Source organism: Corallococcus exiguus (assembly GCF_009909105.1).
Taxonomy (GTDB): domain Bacteria; phylum Myxococcota; class Myxococcia; order Myxococcales; family Myxococcaceae; genus Corallococcus; species Corallococcus exiguus.
Genome location: NZ_JAAAPK010000015.1, coordinates 1 through 13,012, shown reverse-complemented (window position 1 = coordinate 13,012; position 13,012 = coordinate 1). Strand labels below are relative to the sequence as shown.

Genomic DNA, 13,012 nt, shown 5'->3' with positions numbered 1-13,012 from the left:
TCACAAGGCTAGAGGTAGGGGACTCACTGACCGCTGCGCAGGGACTCGGCCTGCTCGGAAGCCCGCCGCGCCTCGTTCTTCAGCGGCACCGCGCGGGCCAGCGCTGACGCCAGATCCGCGTCCGCGGCCGCCTGACGGAACCGCAGCTCCGCGGCATCCTGCTCACCCTCCTGAATCAGCCGCTCACCGTCGGCGATCTGCTGACGCGCGAACTCCAGATGCCGGGCGGCCTCGGGCACGTTCGGCGCCTGGGAGTTCTCCGCCGAGCGGAGCGCGGCTTCCGCCTGCACGCGCTGCTGATGGGTGGATGTCGCAATCACCTGCTTGCCTGCACAGCCAAGGGCCGCGATGGAGAGCAGGGCGGCGGCGAACAGCTTCGGGCGCATGGATCACCTCATGCCGGTGGAAATGCTGGGACGCTCCGGCGCGGCCCAGAGGGAGTTGGTTTGGAAAATGGGGGGTGCCCGGCCAGTCGGCATCGGCGACCTGTTCCCACCAGGCACGCTGGCCAAGGGGGTTGACAGGCGTCGTGTAGGGAACGAGGCGCACAGGCCACGGCATGCACGGGCTGCTGGCCGTGCGGCGGGAGGGACGCTAGAGGGGGAACATGCGCCTGCACCTCGTGGACGGCACGTATGAGCTGTACCGGGCCCACTTCTCGCCCCGGCCGGGCACCACCGCGCCGGACGGGCGTGACGTGAAGGCCACGGCCGGTGTGATGGACTCCCTGCTCGCCCTCCTGCACGACGAGCAGGAGGCCGTGACGCACGTCGCGGTCGCGTTCGACAACCCCATCCGCTCGTTCCGCAACGCGCTGTTCGACGGTTACAAGGGTGACGAGGGCGTGCCGCCGGAGCTGCGCGCGCAGTTCGATCTGGTGGAGGAAGCCGTGGCGGCGCTGGGCGTGCGCGTCTGGTCCATGAAGGACCAGGAGGCGGACGACGCGCTGGCCACCGGGGCGGCGCGCTGGGCGGGCGAGGTGGAACAGGTGCGGCTGCTCACGCCGGACAAGGACCTGGGCCAGTGCGTGCGCGGCCAGCGCGTGGTGCAGGTGGACCGGCGGCAGCAGAAGGTGGTGGACGCGGACGGGGTGAAGGCGAAGCTGGGCGTGGCGCCGGAGAGCGTCCCGGACCTGCTGGCGTTGATGGGCGACGACGCGGACGGCATCCCGGGGCTGGCGGGCTTCGGGGCGAAGGGCGCGGCGGCGGTGCTCCAGGCGTATGGACATCTGGAGTCCATCCCGGACAACGCGGCGGAGTGGACGGTGAAGGTGCGGGGCGCGGACAAGCTGGCGGCGACGCTGAAGGCGCACCGCGAGGACGCGCGGCTGTACCGCACGCTGGCCACGCTGGTGGAGGACGCGCCGCTGCCGGGCACGAAGTCGCTCGCGGACATGGAGTGGAAGGGCGTTCCGGAAGCGCGCTTCAAGGCGTTCTGTGAAGGATTGGGATTGAAGAGCCTCCAGCGCCGGCCGAAGCGCTGGGCGGCATGAGGAAGCCATGAGCATGGAATTGAAGCCCCCGCCGTCGGACGGCTGGGTCCCCACGCTGGACGACACCCCCTTCACCCGCATGGGCGGCGAGGCGCCCGTCCACGCGCTGGCGGAGGCCTTCTACGACGTGATGGACGCGGAGGAGCCCGCGCTCGCTGCCATCCACGAGCTGGACGCCGAGGGCAAGGTGAACCGCGGCACGCGTCAGCGCTTCGGCATGTTCCTGGTGGGCTGGCTGGGCGGGCCGCAGCACTACAGCGCGACGCACGGCCACCCCCGGCTGCGCATGCGCCACGGACACCTGCCGGTGGACACGGCGATGCGGGACGCGTGGCTGCGCTGCATGCAGAAGGCCATGGACAAACAGGGCATCACCGGCGGCTTGCGAAGCTTCCTGGATGACCGCTTCGCCCAGGTGGCGGACTTCCTCCGCAACACGGAAGGATGAGGTTCACCGAGTCCATCCGCATCACCTGTCCGCGCGAGCGCGTCTTCGCGTACACGCAGGACTACGGGCAGCGGCTCGTCTGGGACACGTTCCTGCGCGAGGCGGTGCTGATGGACGGCGCGACGGAAGCCGGGCCGGGCGTGAAGGCCTGGTGCGTGTCGTGGCACGGGCTGGGGATGGAGACGCAGTACGTGTCCTTCCAGCCGCCCGCCGTCACGGCGGTGAAGATGACGCGGGGCCCGCGCCTGTTCGAAAGCTTCGCGGGCTCGTGGCGCTTCGATGAAGAGGCTCCCGGCGTCACGCGCGTCACCTTCACGTATGCCTTTGAATTGCGGCGCCCCTTCGGCTGGCTCACGCCGCTCCTGAAGTGGACCCTGACCCGTGAGGTCCGGGGACGGCTGCGCGACCTGAAGCGACGGTTGGACGCAGGTGTCCCCGGCACGGCATAGACTCGCGGGATGAGCACGCAGCTACAGCCGTCCCACGCCACCCCAGCTGTCCATGAGCTGGAGCCGCTGTTCGAGGAGGCGGCGAGGGCCTCGGGCTCATCGCGCGCCCTGAAGGCCGGGTACCTCAACGCCATCATCGCCCGGTGGGTCCAGACAGAGGACCCGTCGACGCTCGCGCCCGCGTTGCACGCGCTGTTGGCGAAGGAGGGCGTGAAACAGCTGGTGGACGAACAGGGCACGCCCGTCAGCGCCGCCGCGACGCAGGCATTGCTGGCCATGTCCTATCCGCACCCGCTGGAGGTCGCCCCGGAGCACCTGGAGGCGCTCCGCAAGCACACCGAGCCGTCCGTGCCGCCCGCGCCCAAGGGCTGGATCCTCACGGTGCTGGTCGTGGCGACCCTGATTCAAGCCGTCTACTTCTTCCTGGCGGATGACATGCGGCACATGTTCGGGGCCACCGCTGAGCAACTGGCGGGAGAATCCGGCCTGGCGCTCCCAGGAGGCGGGGTCGGCTTCTTCGACAGGCTGGAGATGGTGGCGTGGCGGCCCGTGCGCTCCCTGGTGCCCTGGGTGCAGGTCGTTGGCTCCGCGGTCCTCTATTTCTTCTCCACCGCCTTCGCGACGAAGGCATGGGAACGCACCCTGGCCCGGCGCGGTTTCCTGGGGCTGGGCGTGTTGGGCCTCATGGTGGGCGTGCTCCCCAGGCATGTGTATGAGAACTGCGGAACGCTGGTGGCCGCGCTGGGCGCGCTGCTCGCGGGTTGGATGTTGCGCGTGCCCAAGCCGTCCGCGCCGCCGTCCGCTTGAGTGCCCGCTCGCCCGGCGGTGGCCGGACGGGCGATGCGCCCCCATCCTCCAGTTTTCACCACCCGGATTGGGGGTTGGGACCCATGCGAACGAACAACGAACTCTGGACGGCGGCGGGCTTCGGCGTCCTCGCCGGGATGCGCAGCATGACGGCGCCCGCGTTCCTCGCGCGTGAGCTGTCGCGCAAGCCGACGCGCGCGTTGAAGCGTGCCCTTCCGGGCCTCACGTCCAGGAAGGTGTCGCAGCGCCTGGGCCTCCTGGCGCTCGGCGAGCTGGTGGGGGACAAGAGCCCCAAGACGCCAGCGCGCACCGCCTTGCCGGTCCTGACAGGCCGCATCCTCTCCGGGGCCATCACCGGCGCCGCGGTGTCACGCAAGCGCAAGGGAGCGAAGCTTGGCTTCGCACTCGTCGGCGCCGCAGCCGCCATCGCCTCCAGCTATGTCTTCTATGGCTTCCGCCGTCTCCTGACGCAGAAGCTGCGCGTGCCGAACGTGGCCGCGGGCCTGGTCGAGGATGGCCTCGCGCTGGCCCTGGGCTCGCGCCTCACCCGGGCGCTGCGTTAGGCCTCGCTCCGTGGCTCACCCCGGCGACTTGCCGGGGGTGAGCCGCGCCTCCAGCCGCGCCAGCACCGCGTGCTCCGCCCGCGCCCGCTCCGCCAGGGGCGCGAAGAGCAGCCGCGAGCGCAGGCCCATGCCCTCCGTCAATTCGAACTGGCGCAGGTCCTCCGGCAGCGCGAGCAGCACCTCGCCCAACGGCCGCACCCGGTGCAGTTGGTACGAACCCGCCGCCTCCAGCGCGCGCACCACGTCCGCCACGGGCTCCGCGCGGGCCATGGCCTTGCGTGACTGCTCCTCGTAACGCAAGCCCGCCTCCACCCGCTCCTCCAGGTCCGCGAGCACCGCCGCCGATGTGCGCTGCGCCTCCTTCACCAGCCGCAGCGGATCCAACGCCCGCTCCACTCGCCTTCGAACAGCAGGGGACAGCGCCCGGGCGCGACCCTCCACGCGCGACAGCACCGCGTCGCGGTAGCTCGCCGCGAAGCAGACCACGAACAGCGCCTCCTCCAGCGGCGCGCGCTCCCTCCCGGCCAGCCCTTCCGCCAGCGAGCACAGCCCTTCGCCGGTGAGCACGTACCGGCGGCCCCGGGGCAGCCCCTTCACGGGCGCGCTGGTGCTCGCCTCCGCGTGGCCGCCGCGCACCAGCCGCTCCAGCGTCCGCCTCACCTGCGTCAGGTCGATGTCCTGCGAGGGCCGGGTCACGTCGTGCTCGACCCAATTGGTGAACAGCAGGAAGTAGAAGCGCACGTCCGACACGCGGAAGCCGCCCGCGCGAGCCCCCGCCCCGTGCGCCGCCAGCAGCGCCGCCTGCACGAAGGTGGCCTGCGTGTCGATGTAACCCAACCGCGCCGTCAGGGTGCTGTTCCGAGCCATGGCCAGCAGGATGCCAGCCCCCGTCCCTCCCGTCCCATTCCTCCCAGGTGACAGTGTCCGCCAGGTCGAAAGACATATTCGGGCACGTCGTTCGTAGACAGGGCCAGCCTGTCGTCACGGAAGGATTTCCATGCTGCCCTGGCTCGTCCTCATCGCCGGTTTCTGCTTTCTCATTGAACAGCTGTCCCTGGGGTGGAAGTTGCCCCGCGTGCGCGGCTGGCACCTGCGGGTGGTGCTCATCAACCTGGCGCAGGTGGGCGTGGTGGTGCTGGGCGGCTACACCTGGGACCGGTGGTTCTCCGCGCACTCGGTCTTCCACCTGTCCCGGCATGTGAACCCGGTGGTGGGCGGCGTGCTGGCCTACCTCATCGCCACGTTCGTCTTCTACTGGTGGCACCGCGCCCGGCACGAGAGCGACGTGCTCTGGCGGTTCTTCCATCAAATCCACCACAGCCCGCAGCGGCTGGAGGTCATCACCAGCTTCTACAAGCACCCGCTGGAGATGACGGTGAACAGCCTCATTGGCGGGCTGCTCGTCTACACGGTGCTGGGGTTGAGCCCGGCGGCGGGCGCCATCTACACGGCCTGCTGCGCGCTGGGCGAATACTTCTACCACACCAACATCCGCACCCCGCGCTGGGTGGGCTGGTTCTTCCAGCGGCCGGAGATGCACCGCATCCATCACGAGTACGGCAAGCACAAGAACAACTACGGCGACCTCCCCATCTGGGACATGTTGTTCGGCACCTACGAGAACCCGGCCACGTGGGACGCCACGTGCGGGTTCGATGACGCGAAGGAACAGCAACTGAGCGCCATGCTCGCCTTCCGCGACGTGCATCGCTCGTAGGCGGTGGCACACTGGCGCCCCCTTCGCTTCATCCGTGAGGTCGCGCCATGAGCAGCTCGCGTCGGCAGTTCCTGACCCACACCGTGATTGGACTCGCGAGCACCGCTGTCTCCGCGGCGCCGGATGCGGGCACGTCCGCCCCGCCGGCCGGTGCGCCGCCCACCTTCGGCGCGGGCCCCACGGTGGGGCCGGAGGTGAGCCCCACCACCTTCGCGGAGGCCGAAAAGCTGATGCAGGTGCAGCTCACGCCCGCCGAGCGCACCCAGGCCGCCGGCAACTGGCGCGTGTCCCTGGCCCCGCTGCACGAGCGCCGCACCGGCCCGCGCAAGTTGGAGCTGGAGCCCACGCTGTCGCCCGCCTCGCAGTGGAACCCGTCGCTGCCGGGGCTCAAGCCCACCGCGCCCGCGAAGGAGCGCTTCGTGCGCAGCCGCGACGCGAAGGTGCCGCTGCCCGCGAAGGAAGAGGACATCGCCTTCGCGCCGCTCACGCAGCTGTCGCGCTGGGTGCAGTCACGAGCCATCACGTCGGAGCGGCTCACGCAGCTCTACTTGGCGCGACTGAAGCGCCATGACCCGAAGCTCCAGTGCGTCATCACGCTGACGGAGGACCTGGCGCTCCAGCAGGCCCGGCAGGCGGACAAGGACATCGCGGCGGGCCGCTACAAGGGCCCGCTGCACGGCATCCCCTGGGGAGCGAAGGACCTGGTGGACACCGCGGGCATCCGCACCACCTACGGCGCCGAGCCGTTCCGAGACCGCGTCCCCACCACGGATGCCGCAGCGGTGGAGCGGCTGCACCGCGCGGGCGCCGTGCTGGTGGCGAAGCTCAGCCTGGGCGCGCTCGCGCTCAATGACATCTGGTTCGGCGGCGAGACGAAGAACCCGTGGCTGCCGGAAGAGGGCTCCTCGGGAAGCAGCGCGGGGCCGGGCGCGGCGACGGCGGCCGGGCTCGTGGGCTTCTCCCTGGGCAGTGAGACGGGCGGCAGCATCGTGTCGCCGTCCATGCGCTGCGGCATCACCGGTCTGCGTCCCACCTACGGCCGCGTGCCGCGCACGGGCGCGATGACGCTGTGCTGGTCGCTGGACAAGCTGGGGCCCATGACGCGCGGGGTGGAGGACTCGCTGCTGGTGCTCGCCGCGCTCAACGGCGCGGACGCGGGCGACGTGGCGAGCGTATCCGCGAAGCTGGACTTCGACGCGAACGCGCCCGTGAAGGGCCTGCGCGTGGGCTACGTGCCCGCGTGGATGAAGGAGAACCCCGCCACGGACGTGGACCGCGCGGCGCTGGAGACGCTCAAGGGGCTGGGCCTGACGCCGGTGGAGGTGCAGTTCCCCGACTGGCCGTACTCCTCGCTCAACGTCATCCTCTTCGCGGAGGCCGCCGCCGCCTTCGAAGAGCTCACGCTCACCCACGGCGTGGACGCGCTGAAGATGCAGACGCCCGACGCGTGGCCCAACCTCTTCCGCCAGTCCCGCTTCCTGTCCGCGGTGGACTTCGTCCAGGCGGACCGGCTGCGCCGCAAGGTGGCCCAGGAGATGGCGCGCATCATGTCTCAGGTGGACGTGCTGCTCGTGCCTTCGCTGCGCGACGAAGCCCTCACCATCACCAACCATACGGGCCACCCATCCCTCACGCTGCGCACCGGCTTCGTGGAGGTGTCCAAGGCCCGCAGCGACTGGGCACCGGACCCCAAGCGCCCCATGCCCACCTTCGCCACCCCGCGCCGCGTCCCCCACGGCGTGACGCTCATCGGTCAGCTCTTCGACGAGGGCACCCTGGGCCGCGTGGGCATCGCCTTGGAGCGGGCCTCCGGCGTCGCCGCCGAGCGCCCGCCCGGCTTCTAGCCAGCAGAAAGCCCCGGTCCGATTCTTTTGACAGGTCAGTCCAGAATCATTACGTAGGGGGCATGGCACGCACGAAGGAGTTCGACCGGGACGAGGCGGTGCGCCGGGCGATGCAGGTCTTCTGGGAGCAGGGCTATGAGGCCACCTCCACGGACGACCTGCTGCGCGCCATGGGCATTGGCCGGCAGAGCATGTACGACACCTTCGGGGACAAGCACGGCCTCTACCTGGAGGCCCTGCGCGCCTACCAGGCGGAGTACAGCGCCAACCTGGTGGAGTGCCTGCGCTCCCATCCGTCGCCCCTGGGCGCCATCCGCGAGTACCTCCTCTCCATCCCCAATGGCACCCAGAAGGTGCGCGCCCGGGGCTGCCTCTTCGTGAACGCCACCGCGGAGCTCGCGCACGTGGACGCGGAGGTCGCCACGCTGCTGAAGACTGGCGGAGCCCTGGGCCAGGGCGCGCTGGAGCGCGTCGTGAAGGATGCCCAGCGCAAGGGGGAGCTCAATCCCAGGGTGGACCCGGGCGTCGCCGCCAGCTTCCTCCTGGCCACCATCGGCGGTCTGCGCCTGAGCGCCAAGGCTGGCACCCCGCCAGACGCCCTGCGCGACGTCGTGGACTTCGCGATGGCGGGCCTCAGGGCCCAGTAGCCCACCCCGCTGTTCTTCCGTCGCGGGAAGCCCCCGCGCCGTCTTCGCATGTCTGTATCTGGATTGATCAGTCCAAATAAGCCGCTGGAAGGGAGTCACACCATGTCGATGGATCGCTACTACCTGCTGGGCCGTTCGGGGCTGCGCGTCAGCCCGCTGTCGCTGGGCACGATGACGTTCGGGAAGGAGGGGACCTATGGCGGTCCCTGGGGCTCCACGGAGGACGTGTCCCGGACGCTGTTCAACCGCTACCTGGATGCGGGCGGCAACTTCGTGGACACCGCCGACCTCTACACGCACGGCAGCAGTGAGACGCTCATCGGGAAGTTCCTGGAGGAGCGTGGCGACCGGGACCGCGTCGTCGTCGCCACCAAGTACACGTACAACGCCACCCGCCCGGGCGACCCGAACGCGGGCGGTAACAGCCGCAAGAACATGCTGCGCGCGGTGGAGGCTTCACTGAAGCGGCTGCGCACGGACTACATCGACCTGTTCCTGCTGCACACCTGGGACCGCCTCACCCCGGCGGAGGAGGTGGTCCGCACGTTCGATGACCTCGTGCGCGCGGGGAAGATCCGCTACGCGGGCCTGTCCGACGTGCCGTCCTGGTACGCGGCGCGCGCGCAGACCTGGGCGGAGGCGCACGCGCTCACGCCGCTCATCAACCTGCAACTCCAGTACTCGCTGGTGGAGCGCAGCCTGGAGCACGAATACGTGCCGCTGGCCCAGACGCTGGGCATGGGCATCACCACCTGGAGCCCGCTGGGTGCGGGCCTGCTCTCCGGCAAATACCGGCCGAGCGAGGCCGGCGCCCATGGCGAGGGCCGCCTCAACTCCGCGGTGGGCGGCAACCAGCTGGGCCTGTTCACGGAACGCAACTGGCGCATCGTCTCCGCGCTGGAGCAGGTGTCCAAGGCGCTGGGCCGGGACATGTCCCAGGTGGCGCTGAACTGGGTGGCCACGCAGCCCGGGGTGGGCTCGGTCATCATCGGCGCCACGAACCCGAAGCAGCTGGACGGCAACCTCGCCGCGCTCGACTTCAGCATCCCCGCCGAGCTGCGCCGCCAGCTGGACGAGGCCAGCGCGCCGCCCGTGCCGTTCCCCCACGGCATGTTCTCCAATCCCTACCAGCTGAACCTGCACGGCAACGCCGCGGTAGGGGACAAGCCCGCGGGCTACTCGCCGCCCGTGTTCACCGGAGCCGCGCCCCGGGTCGGGTAGGGCACACCCCATCCCTCCGTCAGGGCGGGGGGAGCGGCCGCTTGAGACCCCGGGGCCGCTGGTCCCCGGGGTGGCACACCGACACCTTCCGCGCCGGTCAGACAGGGGAGGGTGTATGGGATTGCCAAAGCCGGGAGTGAAGCCGTGGTGGATGTTGGCGTTGCTGGTGGCGCCGGTGGCGAATGCCTTCACGGACGCGGACGCGGTGCGCGTGTTCACGTTCGCCCGCTCGCAGCTCGCGGACACCGTGCTGGAGATGCCCAGCGTGAACCGCTCACCCAAGGCATCCCTGTCCAACGGGACGTGGACCACGGTGGCCAACACGGACAAGGTCGCGTGGACGCAGGGCTTCTTCCCCGGGAGCATGTGGTTCATGTTCCAGGTCGCCAACGAGCCCTACTGGCGTGACCGCGCGGACATGTGGACGCGCCCCCTGGAGGTCCAGAAGACCAACACGGAGACGCACGACCTGGGCTTCAAGATGTACAACAGCTATGGCAATGCGTGGCGGCTCACTGGCAATCCCTACTATCGCGACGTGCTGCTTACCTCCGCCGCGTCGCTGGCCACGCGCTACAACAGCACCGTCGGCATCATCGATTGTTGTGATTGGAACTCGGCCTGGAACATCCCGCTCGTCACCGACACGATGATGGACATCGAGCTGCTGCTCTGGGGCGCCCAGAACGGCGGTCCCGCCATCTGGCGCACCATGGCGGTGAACCACGCGCTCCGGACGCTCCAGGACGCGGTGCGCCCCAATGGCAGCTCGTTCCACTACGTGGACTACAACAACAACGGCACCATCCGTTCGCGAGGCACCTTCCAGGGCTACTCCGCCAGCTCCACCTGGGCGCGCGGGCAGGCGTGGCTCATCTACGGCTACACGATGGTGTACCGCTACACGCAGGACGCTCGCTTCCTCACGGCGGCCCGCAGGGTGACGGACTACTACCTGGCGAACCTGCCCGCGGACCGCGTGCCCAACTGGGACTTCAACGCGCCCAGCCAGTCCAAGGACTCCTCCGCCGCGGCCGCCGTCGCGTCCGCCCTGCTGGAGCTGAGCACCCTGGAGACGGACGCCACGCGGCGCACCACCTACCGCAACGCCGCGCTGGCCATGCTCGACTCGCTGGCGTCGCCCGCGTACCTGGCGCAGGGCACCAACAGCCCGGGCCTGCTGCTGCACGGCGTGGGTAACTACCCGGCGGGGCAGGAGATCAACGTCAGCCTCATCTACGGCGACTACTACTTCCTGGAGGCGCTGCTGCGCTTCAACCCGCGCCCCAACTACCCCTGGTACTCGAAGCTGGACCTGCCGCGGAGCCAGCACCTGCTGGGCACCACCAACACGGGCACGCGCATCGTGGAGTTCGACCTCACCCCGCTGGCGGACAATCTGGGCGGCGGCGTGGTGGGCTGGACGGACAGCTCCACGGAGGTGACAGCCTTCAGCCGGCTGAACATGGCGCTGCGCATGAGTGAGGACGGCATCTTCCAGGTGCGCAACGGCGCGGGCTACTCGTGGATCCGCCGGGTGCCGTACGTGCGCAACCAGACGTACCACTTCCGCATGAACGTGGACCTGCTCGCGAAGCGCTACACCGTCTGGGTGACGCCGCCCGGTGCCGCGGAGGTGCTGCTCGTGGACCGGGCCGCGTTCCGGGCGGACGGGCCGCCCATCGACGACTTGGGCCGCGTCGCGGTCATCTCGACCGTGACAGACAGCGACTTCCGCGTGAACAACCACCGCGTCTACGCGCCCACCGCGAGCGTCGCGGCGGCGATGGAGAAACGGCCCCCGCTGCCTGAAGCCCTATGGAAGCAACTGGACGCGCCGGCCCCCGCCTCCACGGGCCGCGCGGTTCCGTCCGAGCGCTGACAGCAGGCCCCTGCTTGGTGGCCCGCCCGACGTCAGGGTGGGCCACCGCGGGTGCATGGGAGACGAAACACGGTTACATCCGCCGGGTGACGAACCTGGACCTCTTCCTCCCGAACCCGCCCCGCGCCCGGCCGCCGTCCTGAAGGGCCCCGGCCCGCTCGACCGGCTGCTGAAGGTGTCGCGCATCTACCTGGAACCCGCTGTGCGGGAGCATGCGCGCGGCCGGGAGATTCTCGAGCACTACCCGGACGCGGAGCGGGTGGAGGTGGCCTCGCACCAGCACATCCCCGGCCTCTTCGGCAACGAAGGCAACGTGGAGGCCTGGAATCGCATCAAGGGCAGCACCCTGGTGCTGGGCGTGAAGAAGACGCTGTCCTTCATCGCCAACGACCGCAGCTCGGACTTCATCGCGCCCTCCACTGCGAACGGCTGCGTGATGGCGTGCGCGTACTGCTACGTGCCGCGCAACAAGGGCTACGCGAACCCGGTGACGGTGTTCGTGAACATCGACCGCATCCAGGAGGCCATCCGCAAGCACGCGCACAAGCGCGGGCCCAAGCTGGAGCCCAACCCGGTGGATCCGCACGCGTGGGTCTACGACATCGGGTGCAACAGCGACTGCTCTGCGGACGCTGCCATCAGCGACAATGTGCGGGACCTGGTGCGGCTGTTCACCACGCTGCCCAACGCCAAGGCCAGCTTCGCCACCAAGCTGGTCAACCGCGAGCTGCTCACCTACGCGCCGAAGGGCAGGACGCGCATCCGCTTCAGCCTGATGCCGCACGCGCCGGCGAAGCTGTTGGACGTGCGCACCAGTCCCATCGCGGAGCGCATCGCCGCCATCGACGACTTCGTGGCCGCTGGCTACGAGGTGCACCTCAACTTCTCCCCCGTCGTCCTCCACGAGGGTTGGCAGGACGCATACGTGGAGCTGTTCCAGCAGGTGGACGCCGGCATTGGGGAACGGGCGAAGCAGCAGCTCGCGTGTGAAATCATCTTCCTCACGCACAACGCGGGCCTGCACGAGGTGAACCTGCGCTGGCACCCGAAGGCGGAGGAGCTGCTGTGGCGGCCCGAAATCCAGGAGACGAAGGTGTCCCAGGGCGGCGGCGTCAACGTGCGCTATCGCACCGGCTTCAAGGGGCGCCACGTGGCGGAGTTCGAAGCGCTGCTCGCGAAGCACCTGCCGTACTGCCGCGTGCGGTACGCCTTCTAGGCAGGTTGCCCAGAAGCGCGGTCGCTACCCGTCAGCGGAGGGTGTGCGGACACGCCGGGCTGTCGCCAGTCACGAACCAGGTGAAGATCCTGGAATGGGCAAGCGCCAGAGGCGCGCAGCCCACCGGATCAGGAGACCCTGGATGGCATGAAGTGGTCCGCTCACCGTATGCGCCGTCACGCGTGTCTGCTCACAACGGTCGGAGTGTGGAGGCTCGGACTGGATGCCCTCTTCCGGTGACGAAGCGTCCGTCATGTCCTCGTCGGCGCACGCCAAGTCGAGCTCGCACGGGGCGAACATCAAGGGGGTAGGAGACGGCGGCGACCTGTTGTCCGGCTTCACGGCAAGAGCCGCCACCTGGGGGCCGGCTGGAACCGCGAGCGCCTCGGTGTCCTTGCCGTCTTGTTCAAGGTGCTCAGGGGCGCCCAAGTAGGGCGGGGGGACCTCCAGCGACTCATCCTGCTCGGCGGCTGATTCGCTGCGGCCAATGCCATGCTCCTCCACGCAGGGATGCGCCGCGGGTGCCTTGTCCTGCACGGTGGCGCCGAGGGGCTCCTCCTGGGCGCGCGGGGCCTCGGGGGACGCAGGCGTCATGGGGACCGGAGCGAAGGCATTCAGCACGCGCTCATCGCGCGCCTTTAGCAGCGCTGGCAGCTCATGCTGAAGTGCCTGCACGTCGCGCTCGTGCAGGATTGCCATCGCGCGGAAGGCCCACTCGCGCAGCGC

13 protein-coding genes and 1 pseudogene are annotated in these 13,012 nt (G+C 69.7%); 11 read left to right on the top strand and 3 right to left on the bottom strand.

The genetic code is table 11. The features are described from left to right. Positions 1–23: 23 nt before the first annotated feature. Positions 24–386: a DUF4398 domain-containing protein gene (locus GTZ93_RS38145; protein ID WP_120578801.1), complete on the bottom strand. Its 363-nt coding sequence runs from the start codon at positions 384–386 to the stop codon at positions 24–26. A gap of 221 nt (positions 387–607) precedes the next feature. Between GTZ93_RS38145 and GTZ93_RS38140 the strand changes: the two genes are divergently transcribed. The 5 genes from GTZ93_RS38140 to GTZ93_RS38120 all read left to right on the top strand — a co-directional run bounded on the left by GTZ93_RS38140 (position 608) and on the right by GTZ93_RS38120 (position 3,759). Further along, positions 608–1,492 (top strand): 5'-3' exonuclease, encoded by an 885-nt coding sequence (locus tag GTZ93_RS38140; protein ID WP_120595459.1) that lies wholly within the window; start codon positions 608–610, stop codon positions 1,490–1,492. Positions 1,493–1,499: 7 nt separating this feature from the next. Next, positions 1,500–1,940 (top strand): group II truncated hemoglobin, encoded by a 441-nt coding sequence (locus GTZ93_RS38135; protein ID WP_120578803.1) that lies wholly within the window; start codon positions 1,500–1,502, stop codon positions 1,938–1,940. Continuing rightward, the gene (locus GTZ93_RS38130) at positions 1,937–2,389 is read left to right on the top strand and encodes a type II toxin-antitoxin system RatA family toxin (RefSeq protein ID WP_139915844.1); all 453 of its coding nucleotides are present in this window, start codon (positions 1,937–1,939) and stop codon (positions 2,387–2,389) included. The genes GTZ93_RS38135 and GTZ93_RS38130 overlap by 4 nt, the downstream gene beginning before the upstream one ends. 9 nt (positions 2,390–2,398) lie before the next feature. Next, positions 2,399–3,196 carry a hypothetical protein gene (locus tag GTZ93_RS38125; RefSeq protein ID WP_139915845.1) on the top strand — a complete coding sequence of 266 codons (798 nt, stop codon included), beginning with the start codon at positions 2,399–2,401 and terminating at the stop codon, positions 3,194–3,196. Positions 3,197–3,279: 83 nt separating this feature from the next. After that, on the top strand, positions 3,280–3,759 hold the full coding sequence (locus tag GTZ93_RS38120) for a DUF4126 family protein (protein ID WP_139915846.1): 480 nt from the start codon (positions 3,280–3,282) through the stop codon (positions 3,757–3,759). 15 nt (positions 3,760–3,774) lie between these two features. Here the strand turns inward: GTZ93_RS38120 and GTZ93_RS38115 are convergent, their stop codons facing one another. After that, positions 3,775–4,626: a hypothetical protein gene (locus GTZ93_RS38115; RefSeq protein WP_120578807.1), complete on the bottom strand. Its 852-nt coding sequence runs from the start codon at positions 4,624–4,626 to the stop codon at positions 3,775–3,777. Between the two features lie 130 nt (positions 4,627–4,756). On the opposite strand from GTZ93_RS38115, the gene GTZ93_RS38110 reads away from it, so the two are divergent. The 6 genes from GTZ93_RS38110 (at position 4,757) to GTZ93_RS38085 (ending at position 12,286) form a co-directional block, all read left to right on the top strand. Further along, positions 4,757–5,476, top strand: a complete 720-nt coding sequence (locus GTZ93_RS38110; protein WP_121755484.1) for a sterol desaturase family protein — start codon at positions 4,757–4,759, stop codon at positions 5,474–5,476. 47 nt (positions 5,477–5,523) lie between these two features. Then, complete coding sequence (locus GTZ93_RS38105; protein ID WP_139923348.1) at positions 5,524–7,320, top strand: amidase; 1,797 nt, start codon at positions 5,524–5,526, stop codon at positions 7,318–7,320. A 62-nt stretch (positions 7,321–7,382) separates the two neighbouring features. Continuing rightward, positions 7,383–7,967 carry a TetR/AcrR family transcriptional regulator gene (locus GTZ93_RS38100; protein WP_120578810.1) on the top strand — a complete coding sequence of 195 codons (585 nt, stop codon included), beginning with the start codon at positions 7,383–7,385 and terminating at the stop codon, positions 7,965–7,967. A gap of 102 nt (positions 7,968–8,069) precedes the next feature. Further along, positions 8,070–9,188, top strand: coding sequence for an aldo/keto reductase (locus tag GTZ93_RS38095; protein WP_139923350.1), 1,119 nt, complete (start codon positions 8,070–8,072; stop codon positions 9,186–9,188). 115 nt (positions 9,189–9,303) lie between these two features. Next, positions 9,304–11,070, top strand: a complete 1,767-nt coding sequence (locus GTZ93_RS38090) for a glycoside hydrolase family 88 protein (RefSeq protein WP_139923352.1) — start codon at positions 9,304–9,306, stop codon at positions 11,068–11,070. Positions 11,071–11,125: 55 nt separating this feature from the next. Then, positions 11,126–12,286, top strand: a complete 1,161-nt coding sequence (locus GTZ93_RS38085) for a spore photoproduct lyase family protein (protein ID WP_161663306.1) — start codon at positions 11,126–11,128, stop codon at positions 12,284–12,286. 69 nt (positions 12,287–12,355) lie between these two features. On the opposite strand, the pseudogene GTZ93_RS43110 reads toward GTZ93_RS38085, so the two are convergent. Next, positions 12,356–13,012 (bottom strand): annotated as a pseudogene (locus GTZ93_RS43110) (FadR/GntR family transcriptional regulator); the annotation flags it as partial.

Bases quoted from the DNA above. Each gene is read 5' to 3' on its own strand.
- GTZ93_RS38145 (WP_120578801.1), bottom strand. From the start codon at position 386: ATGCGCCCGAAGCTGTTCGCCGCCGCCCTGCTCTCCATCGCGGCCCTT.
- GTZ93_RS38140 (WP_120595459.1), top strand. From the start codon at position 608: ATGCGCCTGCACCTCGTGGACGGCACGTATGAGCTGTACCGGGCCCAC.
- GTZ93_RS38135 (WP_120578803.1), top strand. From the start codon at position 1,500: ATGAGCATGGAATTGAAGCCCCCGCCGTCGGACGGCTGGGTCCCCACG.
- GTZ93_RS38130 (WP_139915844.1), top strand. From the start codon at position 1,937: ATGAGGTTCACCGAGTCCATCCGCATCACCTGTCCGCGCGAGCGCGTC.
- GTZ93_RS38125 (WP_139915845.1), top strand. From the start codon at position 2,399: ATGAGCACGCAGCTACAGCCGTCCCACGCCACCCCAGCTGTCCATGAG.
- GTZ93_RS38120 (WP_139915846.1), top strand. From the start codon at position 3,280: ATGCGAACGAACAACGAACTCTGGACGGCGGCGGGCTTCGGCGTCCTC.
- GTZ93_RS38115 (WP_120578807.1), bottom strand. From the start codon at position 4,626: ATGGCTCGGAACAGCACCCTGACGGCGCGGTTGGGTTACATCGACACG.
- GTZ93_RS38110 (WP_121755484.1), top strand. From the start codon at position 4,757: ATGCTGCCCTGGCTCGTCCTCATCGCCGGTTTCTGCTTTCTCATTGAA.
- GTZ93_RS38105 (WP_139923348.1), top strand. From the start codon at position 5,524: ATGAGCAGCTCGCGTCGGCAGTTCCTGACCCACACCGTGATTGGACTC.
- GTZ93_RS38100 (WP_120578810.1), top strand. From the start codon at position 7,383: ATGGCACGCACGAAGGAGTTCGACCGGGACGAGGCGGTGCGCCGGGCG.
- GTZ93_RS38095 (WP_139923350.1), top strand. From the start codon at position 8,070: ATGTCGATGGATCGCTACTACCTGCTGGGCCGTTCGGGGCTGCGCGTC.
- GTZ93_RS38090 (WP_139923352.1), top strand. From the start codon at position 9,304: ATGGGATTGCCAAAGCCGGGAGTGAAGCCGTGGTGGATGTTGGCGTTG.
- GTZ93_RS38085 (WP_161663306.1), top strand. From the start codon at position 11,126: ATGGGAGACGAAACACGGTTACATCCGCCGGGTGACGAACCTGGACCT.